This is a genomic window from Agromyces sp. Marseille-P2726 (assembly GCF_902809835.1).
In the GTDB taxonomy this organism is placed as follows: Bacteria; Actinomycetota; Actinomycetes; order Actinomycetales; family Microbacteriaceae; genus Agromyces.
Genome location: NZ_CADDWM010000015.1, coordinates 317,759 through 331,719, shown reverse-complemented (window position 1 = coordinate 331,719; position 13,961 = coordinate 317,759). Strand labels below are relative to the sequence as shown.

General features: G+C 69.3%; 12 protein-coding genes. 10 read left to right on the top strand and 2 right to left on the bottom strand.

From position 1 onward, the window contains the following. Positions 1–118: 118 nt before the first annotated feature. Genes ileS through ndk form a run of 4 tightly spaced genes read left to right on the top strand, consistent with a single transcriptional unit; the run spans position 119 to position 5,635 of the window. Complete coding sequence (gene ileS, locus HUS56_RS14195; protein ID WP_173924072.1) at positions 119–3,424, top strand: isoleucine--tRNA ligase; 3,306 nt, start codon at positions 119–121, stop codon at positions 3,422–3,424. Beyond that, on the top strand, positions 3,421–4,797 hold the full coding sequence (locus HUS56_RS14190) for a folylpolyglutamate synthase/dihydrofolate synthase family protein (RefSeq protein ID WP_173924071.1): 1,377 nt from the start codon (positions 3,421–3,423) through the stop codon (positions 4,795–4,797). The genes ileS and HUS56_RS14190 overlap by 4 nt, the downstream gene beginning before the upstream one ends. Then, a complete protein-coding gene (locus HUS56_RS14185; RefSeq protein WP_173924070.1) occupies positions 4,794–5,216 on the top strand; it encodes a DUF4233 domain-containing protein in 423 nt (140 codons plus the stop codon). Before HUS56_RS14190 ends, HUS56_RS14185 begins: the two co-directional genes overlap by 4 nt. Further along, the gene (gene ndk, locus HUS56_RS14180; RefSeq protein WP_173924069.1) at positions 5,213–5,635 is read left to right on the top strand and encodes a nucleoside-diphosphate kinase; all 423 of its coding nucleotides are present in this window, start codon (positions 5,213–5,215) and stop codon (positions 5,633–5,635) included. Before HUS56_RS14185 ends, ndk begins: the two co-directional genes overlap by 4 nt. Before the next feature lie 16 nt (positions 5,636–5,651). On the opposite strand, the gene HUS56_RS14175 is transcribed toward ndk, so the two are convergent. Further along, positions 5,652–6,278, bottom strand: coding sequence for a vitamin K epoxide reductase family protein (locus HUS56_RS14175; RefSeq protein ID WP_173924068.1), 627 nt, complete (start codon positions 6,276–6,278; stop codon positions 5,652–5,654). Positions 6,279–6,555: 277 nt separating this feature from the next. On the opposite strand from HUS56_RS14175, the gene HUS56_RS14170 reads away from it, so the two are divergent. Beyond that, a complete protein-coding gene (locus tag HUS56_RS14170; protein ID WP_173924067.1) occupies positions 6,556–9,141 on the top strand; it encodes an Rne/Rng family ribonuclease in 2,586 nt (861 codons plus the stop codon). Here HUS56_RS14170 and HUS56_RS14165 read toward each other — a convergent pair. Next, complete coding sequence (locus HUS56_RS14165) at positions 9,138–9,425, bottom strand: DUF4031 domain-containing protein (protein ID WP_173924066.1); 288 nt, start codon at positions 9,423–9,425, stop codon at positions 9,138–9,140. The two genes, HUS56_RS14170 and HUS56_RS14165, sit on opposite strands and share 4 nt — an antisense overlap. Positions 9,426–9,648: 223 nt before the next feature. Here HUS56_RS14165 and rplU point away from each other — a divergent pair, with 223 nt between their 5' ends. From rplU to HUS56_RS14140, 5 genes are all read left to right on the top strand, one after another. Then, the gene (gene rplU, locus HUS56_RS14160; protein WP_173924065.1) at positions 9,649–9,957 is read left to right on the top strand and encodes a 50S ribosomal protein L21; all 309 of its coding nucleotides are present in this window, start codon (positions 9,649–9,651) and stop codon (positions 9,955–9,957) included. Between the two features lie 22 nt (positions 9,958–9,979). After that, a complete protein-coding gene (rpmA, locus tag HUS56_RS14155; protein WP_148734951.1) occupies positions 9,980–10,237 on the top strand; it encodes a 50S ribosomal protein L27 in 258 nt (85 codons plus the stop codon). A gap of 69 nt (positions 10,238–10,306) precedes the next feature. Then, positions 10,307–11,863, top strand: coding sequence for a GTPase ObgE (obgE, locus tag HUS56_RS14150; RefSeq protein WP_173924064.1), 1,557 nt, complete (start codon positions 10,307–10,309; stop codon positions 11,861–11,863). Beyond that, positions 11,860–12,678: a glutamate 5-kinase gene (gene proB, locus HUS56_RS14145; protein ID WP_173924063.1), complete on the top strand. Its 819-nt coding sequence runs from the start codon at positions 11,860–11,862 to the stop codon at positions 12,676–12,678. Before obgE ends, proB begins: the two co-directional genes overlap by 4 nt. Before the next feature lie 9 nt (positions 12,679–12,687). After that, positions 12,688–13,956 carry a glutamate-5-semialdehyde dehydrogenase gene (locus HUS56_RS14140; protein ID WP_173924062.1) on the top strand — a complete coding sequence of 423 codons (1,269 nt, stop codon included), beginning with the start codon at positions 12,688–12,690 and terminating at the stop codon, positions 13,954–13,956. The last annotated feature ends 5 nt before the right edge of the window (positions 13,957–13,961 follow it).

Genomic DNA, 13,961 nt, shown 5'->3' with positions numbered 1-13,961 from the left:
TTCCTGAGCACGTCGCAGGACCGAGTCATGATTCGCAAGCGAGGTGGTACCGCGGCGGTGCTCGAACGAGCGGCCGGCGTCCTCGCGAGAGCATCCGTGCCACGAGGAGCGATCGAGCGTGTACCCCCGTACCCCCGGCGACCACGGCGTCGTCCCGTCACCCGACTTCCCTGCCATCGAGCGCGAGGTCCTCGAGTTCTGGAAGCAGGACGGCACGTTCCAGGCGTCGATCGACCGACGCGAGGGCGCACCCGAGTGGGTCTTCTACGACGGCCCGCCATTCGCGAACGGCCTGCCCCACTACGGGCACCTCCTCACGGGATACGCCAAGGACCTCTTCCCGCGCTTCCAGACGATGCGCGGCCATCAGGTGCATCGCCGCTTCGGATGGGACACGCACGGGCTGCCCGCGGAGCTCGAGGCGGAGCGCCAGCTGGGAATCACCGACAAGAGCGAGATCGAGGAGATGGGCATCGCGGCGTTCAATCAGGCCGCCCGCGACGCCGTTCTCCGCTACACCAGGGAATGGGAGGAGTACGTCACGCGCCAGGCGCGCTGGGTCGACTTCGAGCACGACTACAAGACCCTCGACGTGACCTTCATGGAGTCGGTGATCTGGGCATTCAAGACCCTGCACGACCGAGACCTCGCGTACGAGGGGTATCGCGTGCTGCCCTACTGCTGGCGCGACCAGACGCCGCTCTCGAACCACGAGCTTCGCATGGACGACGACGTGTACAAGACCGTGCAGGACCAGACGGTCACCGTCACCTTCCCGCTCACGGGTGCGAAGGCCGAAGCCCTCGGCCTCACGGCGGTGCGCGCCCTCGCCTGGACCACAACGCCCTGGACTCTGCCCACGAACTTCGCCCTCGCGGTCGGACCCGACATCGAGTACGCCGTGGTGCCGGCGGGGCCGAACGGTACGCCCGATGCGACAGTGCTCCGCGAGCGCGCGGGTGATTCCGACACCGAGGTGCTGGGCGGCGAGTACCTGCTCGCCCTCGACCTCGTGGGCGACTACGCCAAGGAGCTCGGCTACGACTCCGCCGACGAGGCCCGGGCCGCCGTGTCGCGCACCGTGCGCGGCGCCGAGCTCGACGGCATCACCTACGACCGGCTCTTCGACTACTACGCCGACGTGGAGCAGTACGGCCTCGAGAACGCCTGGCAGATCCTCGTCGCCGATTACGTGACCACCGACGATGGCACCGGGCTGGTCCACCAGGCGCCGGCCTACGGTGAGGAGGACCAGAAGGTCGGCGAGGCCGCCGGGATCCCGGTGATCATCTCGCTCGACGACGGAGGTCGGTTCCTTCCTGCGGTCACGGATGTCGCGGGGCTGCTGTGGAGCGAGGCGAACAAGCCGCTCACCCGCATCCTGAAGGCCGAAGGGCGCCTGCTCCGGCAGGCGAGCTACGAGCACTCGTATCCGCACTGCTGGCGCTGTCGCAATCCGCTCATCTACAAGGCCGTCTCGAGCTGGTTCGTGCGCGTTCCCGAGTTCCGCGATCGCATGGGCGAGCTGAACCAGCAGATCAACTGGGTCCCAGAGAACGTGAAGGACGGCCAGTTCGGCAAGTGGCTCGCCGGCGCCCGCGACTGGTCGATCAGCCGCAACCGCTACTGGGGCTCGCCGATCCCGGTGTGGAAGAGCGACGACCCCGCCCACCCGCGCGTCGACGTCTACGGATCGCTCGAGGAACTCGAGCGCGACTTCGGCCGACTCCCGGTGAACAGCGCGGGGGAGCCCGACCTGCACCGCCCCTACATCGACGAGCTCACCAGGCCGAACCCCGACGACCCCAGCGGGCGGTCCACGATGCGTCGGATCCCCGACGTGCTCGACGTGTGGTTCGACTCGGGCTCCATGCCGTACGCACAGGTGCACTACCCGTTCGAGAACAAGGAGTGGTTCGACACCCACAACCCCGCCGACTACATCGTCGAGTACATCGGGCAGACGCGCGGCTGGTTCTACACCATGCACGTGCTCTCGACCGCGCTCTTCGATCGGCCGGCGTTCGAGAACGTCGTGAGCCACGGCATCGTGCTCGGCAGCGACGGGCAGAAGATGTCGAAGTCGCTGCGCAACTACCCCGACGTCAACGAGGTCTTCGACCGCGACGGCGCCGACGCGATGCGCTGGTTCCTGATGTCGAGCTCCGTGCTGCGCGGCGGAAACCTGATCGTCACCGAGGAGGCCATCCGCGAGGGTGTACGGCAGCTCATGCTGCCGCTGTGGAGCACGTGGTACTTCTTCTCCCTCTACGCGAACACCGCGAAGGAGGGCGGCTACGAGGCATCCCGCTCGACCTCCTCGACCGATGTGCTCGACCAGTACCTGCTCGCGAAGCTGCGCGACCTCGTCACGGCCGTCACCGCAGACCTCGAGGCCTACGATTCGCCGCTCGCCGCCCAGAAGCTCCGAGACTTCGGCGACGTGCTCACCAACTGGTACGTGCGCCGGTCGCGTGATCGGTTCTGGACCGGCGTCGCCGACGACGGATCGGGCACCGAGGCGTTCGACACGCTCTACACCGTGCTCGAGACGCTCACGCGACTGGCTGCACCGCTCCTGCCGCTCGTCACCGAGAAGATCTGGCGCGGACTCACCGGCGGCCGCAGCGTGCACCTCGAGGACTGGCCCGATGCCGCGGAGTTCCCGGCGGATGATGCGCTCGTCTCAGCGATGGACGCCGTCCGCGAGATCAGCGGCGCCGCGCTCGCGCTGCGCAAGCAGGCCGGTCGGCGGGTTCGCCTGCCCCTCGCGAACCTCACGGTGGTCACGACGGATGCCGCGAAGCTGGCGCCGTTCGAGGGGATCCTCCGCGACGAGCTCAACGTGAAGTCCGTCGACCTCGTCGAGCTCGACGAGTCGAGCGCCGAGACCTACGGGGTGACCAAGCGGCTCACGGTGAACGCGCGCGCCGCCGGTCCGCGCCTCGGTCGCTCGGTGCAGCAGGCGATCCAGGCGGCGCGAGCCGGTGACTGGTCGGCCGACGGCGAAGGAGTGGTGGCCGGCGGCATCCTGCTCGAGCCCGGCGAGTACGAACTGGTGCTCGAGTCCGGCGGATCGCAGGACGGATCGAGCGCCTTGGCGCTCCTCGGTGGCGGAGGCTTCGTGATCCTCGACACGACGACGACCCCCGAACTTGAGGCCGAGGGTCTTGCCCGCGACGTCGTCCGGGCGGTGCAGGACGCGCGCAAGGCCGCAGGGCTCGAGGTCGGCGACCGCATCCGCCTCGGCTTGACGCTGGACGGCCTCGGCGCCGACGCCGCCGCTCGGCACCGTGACCTCATCGCCCGCGAGACGCTCGCGCTCCAGATCGACATCGAGACGTCCGTCGACGTGGGGGACGCGTCCGCTGCTCGTTCCGTCGGCGACGGCTCGGCACTCCTCGTAGAGCTGGAGAAGCTGTGACCGACGCATCCGACGCCCACGACGACGAGGCCCGCGAACGGGCCGATGCCGTCTACGACGCGCTGGTCGCCCGCGTCGGCGAGGGCTCGCCCAGACCGCGGCTCGCGCCGACCCGTCGCACCGTCGAGCTCTTAGGGGATCCGCATCGTGCGGCCCCGGTCATCCACATCACCGGCACGAACGGCAAGACGTCGACGAGCCGCATGATCGAGAGCCTGCTGCGCGCCTCGGGCCTGCGCACCGGTCTGCTCACCAGTCCGCACCTCGAGCGGTTCAACGAGCGCATCCGCATCGACGGTGTGCCGATCAGCGACGAGGCCGTGGCCCGCAACTGGGATGAGATCCTCCCGTTCCTCGCCATCGTCGACGACGAGCTCCGGGGCGCCGGAGACGAGCCCCTCACCTACTTCGAAGCCCTCACCGCGCTCGCCTTCGCCTGCTTCGCCGATGCCCCCGTCGACGTCGTCGTGCTCGAGGTCGGCATGGGCGGCGAGTGGGATTCGACGAACGTCGCCGACGGGCAGGTCGCGGTGTTCACGCCGATCGACCTCGACCACCAGAGCCGGCTCGGCGACACCATCGTCGAGATCGCGCGCACCAAGTCGGGCATCATCAAGCCGATGGCCTCCGTCGTCTCGGCGAAGCAGCGCCGAGCGGCCCTCGAGGTGCTCGAGAACGCGGCCGAGCTCACGGAATCGACGCTGGCCGTCGAGGGCGACGCGTTCGAGGTGATCGAGTCCCGGGTCGCCGTGGGCGGGCAGCTCGTCACCATCCGAGGCCTCGCAGGCGAGTACCGCGAGATCGCGCTGCCGCTCTTCGGACGCCACCAGGCCGAGAACGCCGCGGTCGCGATCGCCGCGGTCGAGGCCTTCATCGGCGGCGGTTCCGTGCGCCTGGCCGACGAGATCGTGGAGGCCGGACTCGGCGAGGCGACTTCGCCGGGCCGGTTCCAGGCGATCGCCGCAGACCCCCCGATCATCGTGGATGCCGCGCACAATCCGCACGGCGCCACGGCGCTGGTCGACGGGCTCGACGAGTACTTCGACTTCGACGACGTCGTCTTCGTGTTCGGGATCCTCGCCGACAAGGACGCCGACGCCATGGTGGAGGTGCTCGCCCGCACCGGTGGCTCGTTCATCGTCACGTCGCCCGACTCCGATCGTGCGCGCGAGGTCGACCAGCTGGCGGGCATCGTGGCCGGCCGCGTCGGGCCCGATCGGGTGCAGGTCGTGGAGCGGCTCGACGACGCCCTCGACGAAGCCCGTGCGTGGGCGTCGGAGGCGCCGAAGCGAGCGGTGGTCGTGACGGGCTCGATCGTGCTCGTCGGCGACGCCATGTCCATCGTGGCCGACCGCGGATGGGGGCGAGCATGAGCGAGGCGACGACACCGACCGCCGCGCCCGACGCACGACCGCCGCGCTCGGCGCGACAGACCCTCGGCTCGATGGTGCTCGCGTTCGAGGTGCTCGTGGTGTTCCTCGCAACACTGGTGATCTGGGGGCTCGCACCGACCGAGAACAGCGGATGGGGCCTTCCGCCCTGGGTCGCCCTCGTCGCCGGCGGCGTGGTGATCCTCGGCCTCATCGTGACCATCGGGCTGCTCCGCTTCTCTTGGGGCTTCTGGCTGGGCTGGGCGCTGCAGGTCGTGATCATCGCGAGCGGATTCCTCAATCCGGCGATGTTCATCATCGGCGCGATCTTCGGCGGCATGTGGTGGTACGGCATGCATGCCGGTGCACGAATCGACCGAACACGGACGGCGAACGCCGATCCAGGGAAGGAACAGGAATGACCACCGCCATCGAAGAGACCCTCGTCCTCGTGAAGCCCGACGGCGTCGCGCGCAGCCTCACCGGCGAGATCCTCCGCCGCATCGAGGCGAAGGGGTATTCGCTCGTCGACATCCGCATGCTCCAGGCCGACCGCGAGCTCCTCGCGAACCACTATGCCGAGCACGAAGGCAAGCCGTTCTACGAGCCGCTCATCGACTTCATGATGTCGGGCCCGACCGTCGCGATGCGCGTCGCCGGCAACCGGGTCATCGAGGGCTTCCGCGTCCTCGCGGGAACGACCGACCCCACCACCGCGGCGCCCGGCACCATCCGGGGCGACTTCGGCCGTGACTGGGGCCTTGCGGTGCAGCAGAACCTCGTGCACGGATCGGACTCCCAGGATTCCGCCGAGCGCGAGCTCGCGCTCTGGTTCGCCTGACGTCGCAGGTGGAAGCTCAGCGGAACAGGTTCTGGAGGTCGATCAGCACGCGCGGAATGGCGTTCATCTGCGCCTGCGCGAGCACGATGACGATCGCGTAGCAGACCACCGTGATGAGCGGGATCCACTTGAAGAGCTCGGCGGAGACCTTCCGAACGCGTCCCGACGACGGGACATGTCCCTCGCGCAGGTTGAACAACGTGACGGCGAAGAACGTCGGGATCGTGACCGCCCAGGTGAGCATGCACCACGGGCAGAGCACGTCGAGCACGTAGATGCTCTGCGCGATCAGCCAGCCGACGAACACCAGGGCGCCGAGCACCCCGGCGTTGAAGCCGATCCAGAACCATCGCGGGAACCGGGCGCCGGCGAGGACCGCCACGCCGATCGTGATGACGACCGGCCAAGCTGCGATGCCGATGAACGGGTTGGGGAACCCGAACACGGAGCCCTGCCACGAGTCGAGGTTCACCCCGCAGCCGACGAGCACGCCCACGTTGCACGCCGGCACGTGTTCGGGATCGGCCAGCAGGAGCACTTTCTCGACCGACAGCTCGAACGCCGCGAGGAGGCCGAGTGCCCCGGCGATGATGAGGAAGACCGCGAACGCGACGGGTCTGGACTGCGGGGGAGAGTCCGGCATGGTCGTATTCTGGCATGCCGTTTCGACACGTCCCTGCGGGAGCGTGCGATAATCGAATGAGTCGCCCGGGCCGCGCCCGATGCGACGCCAACGAAGGCTTTGAGGATGCGATGCATCCGAATCGGCGGTCACAGCACCGCGAGACGTCGCGACACAGGCAACCTGCCGGTCGCAGGAAATGAAGGATTGGCGGTTCGCCGCACGGCGCAGAACCGCTCGAGAAGAGTACGGAGATGGGTGGCGCGGTCATCCATACCGGCGTAGGAGTGCACCAGAGATGGTGGAAGGCAACGAGAACACCAGCAACGAACCCGGTTCCGGCAGCAGCACCCCGAAGCGACGCGGTGGACTCTTCGGCGTCCGTCGTGGCGGCCGGGTGCGCGCCGTCAAGGGCCGGAGCGAGCAGACGGCGGCCGCGGCATCCGACGACGCTGACGTGACCCACGAGACACCCGGTCCTCCGGGCGAGCCCGACCGGGCCGAGACGGATGCCGCCACCCCCGAACCGCCGAACGACGCGTCGATCTCTTCCGCACCCGAAGCGGATGCCGCTGCGCCCGGCGAGCCCGAACCCGAGCGGGGGGTCGAGGAGCCGCACGCCGAGGCATCCGAACCCTCGCCGACGGAGCCCGAGTCGCCGATCCCCGCCACGCTGACCACGACGTCGCTCATATTCCATGCCCCGCCGGTGCTGGTCCAGCCCGAGCGCCCCGAGCGGAGCGAGCGGGGCTCGTCCGACGAGTCCTCCAGCGTTCGGCGCCGTACCCGTCGCCGCAGCGGCGAAGACAGCGGACCCGCCGGCGATGAGCCCGCGAACACCGTCGTCAAGGTTCGCAAGCCGCGCGAGCCCGAACTCATCACCGAACCGCAGAAGGTCAAGGGCTCGACGCGCCTCGAAGCGAAGAAGCAGCGTCGTCGCGACGGTCGCGATGCCGGACGTCGTCGCGCGGTGATCACCGAGGCCGAGTTCCTCGCCCGCCGCGAGTCGGTGGAGCGCTCGATGGTGGTGCGGGAGAAGGGCGGGCGCATCCAGATCGGCGTGCTCGAAGACGGCGTACTCGTCGAGCACTACGTCGCCCGCAACCAGGACGCGTCGCTCATCGGCAACGTCTACCTCGGCCGCGTGCAGAACGTGCTGCCCAGCATGGAGGCCGCGTTCGTCGACATCGGGCGAGGCCGCAACGCGGTGCTCTACTCCGGCGAGGTCGATTGGGACGCCGCTGCCGAGAACGGCGAGAAGAATCAGCCCCGGCGCATCGAGCTGGCGCTGAAGCCCGGCGACCGGGTGCTCGTGCAGGTGACGAAGGACCCGGTCGGGCACAAGGGCGCCCGCCTCACGAGCCAGGTGTCGCTGCCCGGCCGCTACCTCGTGTACGTGCCGAACGGCTCGATGAACGGCATCAGCCGGAAGCTGCCCGACACCGAGCGCGCCAGGCTGAAGAAGATCCTGAAGGAGGTGCTGCCCGAGAACCAGGGCGTGATCGTCCGCACCGCCGCCGAGGGCGCGACCGAGGAGCAGCTCACGCTCGACGTGAACCGGCTCATCGCGCAGTGGGCCGACATCTCGACGCAACTCGAGAAGGTCCAGGCTCCGGCGCTCCTGCACTCCGAGCCCGATCTGCTCATCAAGATCGTGCGCGACGTCTTCAACGAGGACTTCCAGAAGATGGTCATCGAGGGCTCCGGTGCTCACGAGACCATCACCCGGTACCTGCGTGCGGTCGCGCCCGACCTGCTCGAGCGCGTCGAGTCCTACGAGGGCGAGCGCGACTCGTTCGACGAGTTCCGCATCACCGAGCAGATCGAGAAGGCCCTCGATCGCAAGGTCTGGCTGCCTTCTGGCGGGTCGCTCGTCATCGACCGCACCGAGGCGATGACGGTCGTCGACGTGAACACCGGCAAGTTCGTGGGTTCCGGCGGCAACCTGGAAGAGACGGTGACGAAGAACAACCTCGAGGCGGCCGAAGAGATCGTGCGGCAGCTCCGGCTGCGCGACATCGGCGGCATCATCGTCGTGGACTTCATCGACATGGTGCTCGAGTCGAACCGCGACCTCGTGCTGCGCCGACTCGTCGAGTGCCTGTCCCGCGACCGCACCAAGCACCAGGTGGCCGAGGTCACCTCGCTCGGACTCGTGCAGATGACCCGCAAGAAGCTCGGGCTCGGCCTCCTCGAATCGTTCAGTGAGCCCTGCGAGGTGTGTGCGGGACGGGGCATCATCGTGCACCACGAACCGATTATGAAGCACCGCGCGCCGCAGCAGGTGGAGCGGCGCCGTGGGCGCGGAGGCGGCAGCCAGCAGCAGGCCGAGAGCAAGGCGCATGCCGGCACGCACGCCATCACCGAGGACGTGAAGAACGCGCTGGCGCAGATCGCGGCGTCGACCATCCCGCATGCCGACCAGAAGCCCGCTGAGGCGCCTGCCGCGTCGACCGAGGGGGGCGATGCTGCAGCCGCCGAGCCGGCAGCTGCGACGACCGAGACGCCCGCGGCAACCGGTCGCCGGCGCGGCCGTCACCGCCGGGTCACGCAGGAGCAGGGCAGCCCGGCCGAATCGACGGATGCCGCGGCCGCTTCCTCGGCGGCGCAGCCCGAGTCGGCTCCGAGCGCTGAGGCACCCGGCGCGGCGACGCCGATCGTCGAGCTGCCCCCGGTCGCGCCCGTCGAGCGCAGGCGACCCGTGCGCGTCGAGGACGCCGAGGTGCTCCTCGACTCAGTGCTCGACGCGCTGCCCGCGCCGAAGAAGGCCGGCGAGGGCCGCGCCAGGAGTCGACGCGTGTCGACGGCCGCGCTGAGTCCCGCCGGGGGGCCACCCGTCATCACGCGCGCCGACGGCGCCCCTCCCGAGCCCTCCGACGACTAGTCCCCCTGTGCGGCCCGGGCACGCCGTTCACGCGGCGTGACGCGCAGACCGCTGGCGGCCAGCCGGCGCACGAGCTCGCGTGGTGACACCGGCTCGGCGCCCGCAGCCACGAGGTCGTCGTAGCGCTCGACGGGCACGTCGTAGTGGTCGAGGTCGAACCCCCGCGGAGGAACGCCGTTGCGCTCGGCGAACTCGTGCAACTCCTCGACCGAGTGGTCGCTCACGAGGTGCGACCAGACCGTGCCGTGCTTCGGCCACAGCGGCGTGTCGATGAGCACCGTCATGTCGGCGATCCTACGTCGCGCACCGGGCCGGGCTCGGCGGTGACGCGCGTTTGCACGGCCTCTGGTCATCCGGTAAACTCGACCGTTGGTGCCACCGCTTATCCCGGTGTGCCCGCACAGTTTTCTGGCAGTGACGACCCTCCTTCCCGCTGGGGTCTCGCGCGCAGTGACATCCCCATCAGGCACACGGAGCCCCCGGGCTCCCCAGAGATAGGTACGAGTAGTGGTTTACGCAGTAGTGCGCGCCGGCGGTCGGCAGGAGAAGGTCGAAGTCGGCACCATCGTGACGATGGACCGCATCAAGGCTGACGAAGACGGCAACGTCCAGCTCACCCCGGTCCTCCTCGTCGACGGCGACAAGATCACCTCCGACGCCAAGTCGCTCGCCAAGGTCACGGTGACTGCCGAGGTCCTGAACGACCTCCGCGGCCCGAAGATCGTGATCCAGAAGTTCAAGAACAAGACCGGCTACAAGAAGCGCCAGGGCCACCGCCAGGAGCTCACGCGCATCAAGATCACCGGCATCAAGTAGCGGCTCGCAAGGAGAATCAGACATGGCACACAAAAAGGGAGCGAGCTCCACTCGCAACGGTCGTGACTCGAACGCTCAGCGCCTCGGCGTGAAGCGATTCGGTGGCCAGGTCGTCAGCGCGGGCGAGATCCTCGTCCGCCAGCGCGGCACCCACTTCCACCCGGGCGCGGGCGTCGGTCGCGGTGGCGACGACACCCTGTTCGCGCTCGAGGCCGGTGCGGTGCAGTTCGGCACGAAGGGTGGCCGCAAGGTCGTCAACATCGTGGCGGCCGGCGAATAATCGACCCATCGGTCTTGTGAGGGCGGGCTTCGGCTCGCCCTCACGCGTTTTCATCCAGGAGGACTCGGCATGGTCAGCTTCGTCGACCAGGTGACGCTATTCCTGCGCGCGGGCCACGGAGGAAACGGCTGTGTGTCGGTGCGCCGTGAGAAGTTCAAGCCCCTCGCCGGACCCGACGGCGGCAATGGCGGGCACGGCGGCGACATCGTGCTCGTCGCCGACCCGCAGGTCACCACCCTCCTCGCCTATCACGGGCGCCCGCACCGCTCATCCGACAACGGCCAACCGGGCATGGGCGACAACCGGGCCGGTGCGGCGGGAGAGGACCTCGAGCTCCCCGTTCCCGTGGGCACAGTCGTGAAGGACGCCGACGGAACCGAACTCATCGACCTCACCGAACCGGGGATGCGCTTCGTCGTGGCACCCGGCGGGCAGGGCGGCCTCGGCAACGCCGCGCTGGCCACGACCAAGCGCAAGGCCCCGGGGTTCGCGCTGCTCGGCACGCCCGGATACGAGGGCGAGGTGACGCTCGAGCTGAAGACGATCGCGGATGTCGCGCTCGTGGGTTACCCGTCGGCCGGCAAGTCGAGCCTCATCGCCGCGCTGTCGGCGGCGAGGCCGAAGATCGCCGACTACCCGTTCACCACGCTGCATCCGAATCTGGGCGTCGTGCAGGCCGGAGACCACCGCTTCACCGTGGCGGACGTGCCGGGTCTCATCGAGGGCGCGAGCGAGGGCAAGGGCCTCGGTCTCGAGTTCCTTCGGCACGTCGAGCGGTGCTCGGCGTTGCTGCACGTGATCGACTGCGCGACGCTCGAGCCGGGCCGCGATCCCATCAGCGACCTCGACGTCATCCTCCGAGAGCTCGCCGCATACCCCGTGCCCGAGGGCCAGGTGCCGCTGCTCGACCGACCGCAGCTCGTGGCGCTCAACAAGGTCGATGTGCCCGAGGCGCGCGAGCTCGCCGAGTTCGTGAAGCCCGAGTTCGAGGCCCGCGGGTACCGCGTGTTCGAGATCTCGACGGTGAGCCACGAAGGACTCCGTCAGCTGGGGTACGCGCTCGGTGAGCTCGTCGACCAGGCTCGCGCCGAGGCTGCGGCCGCTCCCGCCCCGCCCCGGATCGTCATGCGGCCGAAGCCGGTCGACGACGCCGAGTTCACCGTGCGAGCCGAAGGCGGCAGCTACGGCACGATCTACCGGGTGCTGGGCCGCAAGCCCGAGCGCTGGGTGGCGCAGACCGACTTCGCCAACGACGAGGCGGTCGGTTTCCTCGCCGATCGCCTGGCCCGCCTCGGCGTCGAGGACGAGCTCGTTCGTGCCGGCGCCGTCGCCGGGTCCACGGTCGTCATCGGTCCGGGTTCCGGCGTCGTGTTCGACTGGGAGCCCACCCTCACCTCGACAGCGGAGCTCATCACCTCGCCGCGCGGCTCCGACTTCCGGCTCGACGACAATCGTCGTGCGACGCGTGCCGAGCGGCGCAGCGACTACCACGAGCGCATGGACGCGAAGGCCGAGGCCCGCGCCGAGCTGCAGCGTGAGCGCGAGGCCGGCCTGTGGTCCGACGACGAGACCGACGTCGACGTCGATCGGGATGCCGCGGCATCCGACACCGAAGGCGAGCGATGATCCCCGCGTCCCGTGCCGAGATTCCGCGTGCTCGCCGAATCGTCGTGAAGGTGGGCTCCTCGTCGATCAGCGGCGAGAACGCCGGCCAGATCGGGCCCCTGGTCGATGCGCTCGCGTCGGCGCACGAGCGCGGCACCGAGGTGGTGCTCGTCTCGTCGGGCGCGATCGCCACGGGCATGCCGTACCTCCGGCTCGATGCCCGACCCACCGACCTCGCCACGCAGCAGGCCGCGGCGTCCGTCGGTCAGAACCTGCTCGTCTTCCGCTACCAGGACTCGCTCGACCGGTACGGCATCGTCGCCGGACAGGTGCTGCTCACCGCCGGGGACCTCGAGCACGCCACGCCGCGATCGAACGCACAGCGTGCCATGGACCGGCTGCTCGCGCTCCGCATCCTCCCGATCGTGAACGAGAACGACACGGTGGCGACGCACGAGATCCGATTCGGTGACAATGACCGGCTCGCGGCCATGGTCGCCGAGCTCATCGGCGCCGACCTGCTCGTGCTGCTCTCCGACGTCGACGCGCTCTACACGAAGCCGCCGCACCTCGCCGGAGCCGTGCGGATCGACCGGGTTCCGTTCGGTGATGCGCTGGACGGAGTCGAAATGGACTCCATCGGCAGCGCCGGCGTCGGCACCGGGGGAGCCGAGACGAAGGTCTCCGCCGCGCGAATCGCCGCCGAGTCGGGCTCCGCGGTGCTCATCACGGCGACGACGCTCGTGGCTGACGCGCTGGCCGGTGCACCGCTCGGAACCTGGTTCGATCCGGCGCCCAGGCGTCACACGGCGAGCGGCCGCTCGACGCTCGCCTAGGCTGGGGACATGGAGCAATCCCACCTCGACACCACGGTGATCGACGCGCGCCTGGCCGCTGCGAAGGAGGCGTCGTACCGCCTCGCCCAGGCTTCGACGACCGAGAAAGACGCTGCCCTGGATCGGATCGCAGCGTTGCTCCGTGAGCGGTCGGCGCAGATCATCGAGGCGAACCGACGCGACCTCGAGCGGGGCCGCGATGACGGCCTGGCAACCGGCCTGCTCGACCGGCTCAAGCTCGATGAACGGCGTGGCGAGGCCTTGGCCGATGCCGTCCTCGAGGTCATCGCGCTCACGGATCCGGTCGGTGAGACCGTGAGCGGCCGTACCGCGCCGAGCGGTGTGCGCATCGACCAGGTGCGGGTGCCGCTCGGCGTGGTCGGCGCGATCTACGAGGCGCGCCCGAACGTGACGATCGACATCGCCGTGCTCGCACTGAAGAGCGGCAATGCGGTGGTGCTTCGCGGGGGAAGCGCCGCCGAGCAGACCAACCGCGAGCTCGTCGGCGTGCTTCGCGATGCGCTCGAGCAGGCCGGTCTTCCCGCCGACGCGGTGCAGACGGTCGACGACTTCGGACGGGCGGGGGCCCGCCACGTGATGCAGGCACGCGACTACGTCGACGTGCTCATCCCGCGCGGCAGCGCCGGACTCATCCGCGCCGTCGTCGACGAGGCGAAGGTACCGGTCATCGAGACCGGGGCGGGCGTGGTCCACATGTTCCTCGACTCGAGCGCGCCCGAGGACTGGGCGGTCGAGCTCGTGCACAACGCGAAGGTCCAGCGCCCGAGCGTGTGCAACGCGCTCGAGACGCTGCTCGTGCATCGCGATGCCGCCGAGCGACTGCTGCCGGCGGTGTTCGATCGGCTCGAGGCATCCGGAGTCACCATCCATGCCGATGAGCGGGTGCGAGCCCTGCGGCCCGAAACCGTGCCCGTGACGGACGAGGACTGGGCGACCGAGCACCTGAGCCTCGACATCTCGGTGGGCATCGTCGACTCGATGGACGACGCGCTCCGCCACATCCGCCGATACTCGACCAAGCACACCGAGTCGATCGTGACCAACGACCTCGCGAATGCCGAGCGATTCCTGAACGAGGTGGATGCCGCGGCGGTGATGGTGAATGCATCCACCCGGTTCACCGACGGCGCGGAGTTCGGGTTCGGCGCCGAGGTCGGGATCTCCACGCAGAAGCTTCATGCGCGGGGGCCCATGGGCCTTCCCGAGCTCACGAGCACGAAGTGGATCGTGCGCGGCGCCGGCCACGTCCGGTCCTGATCTCG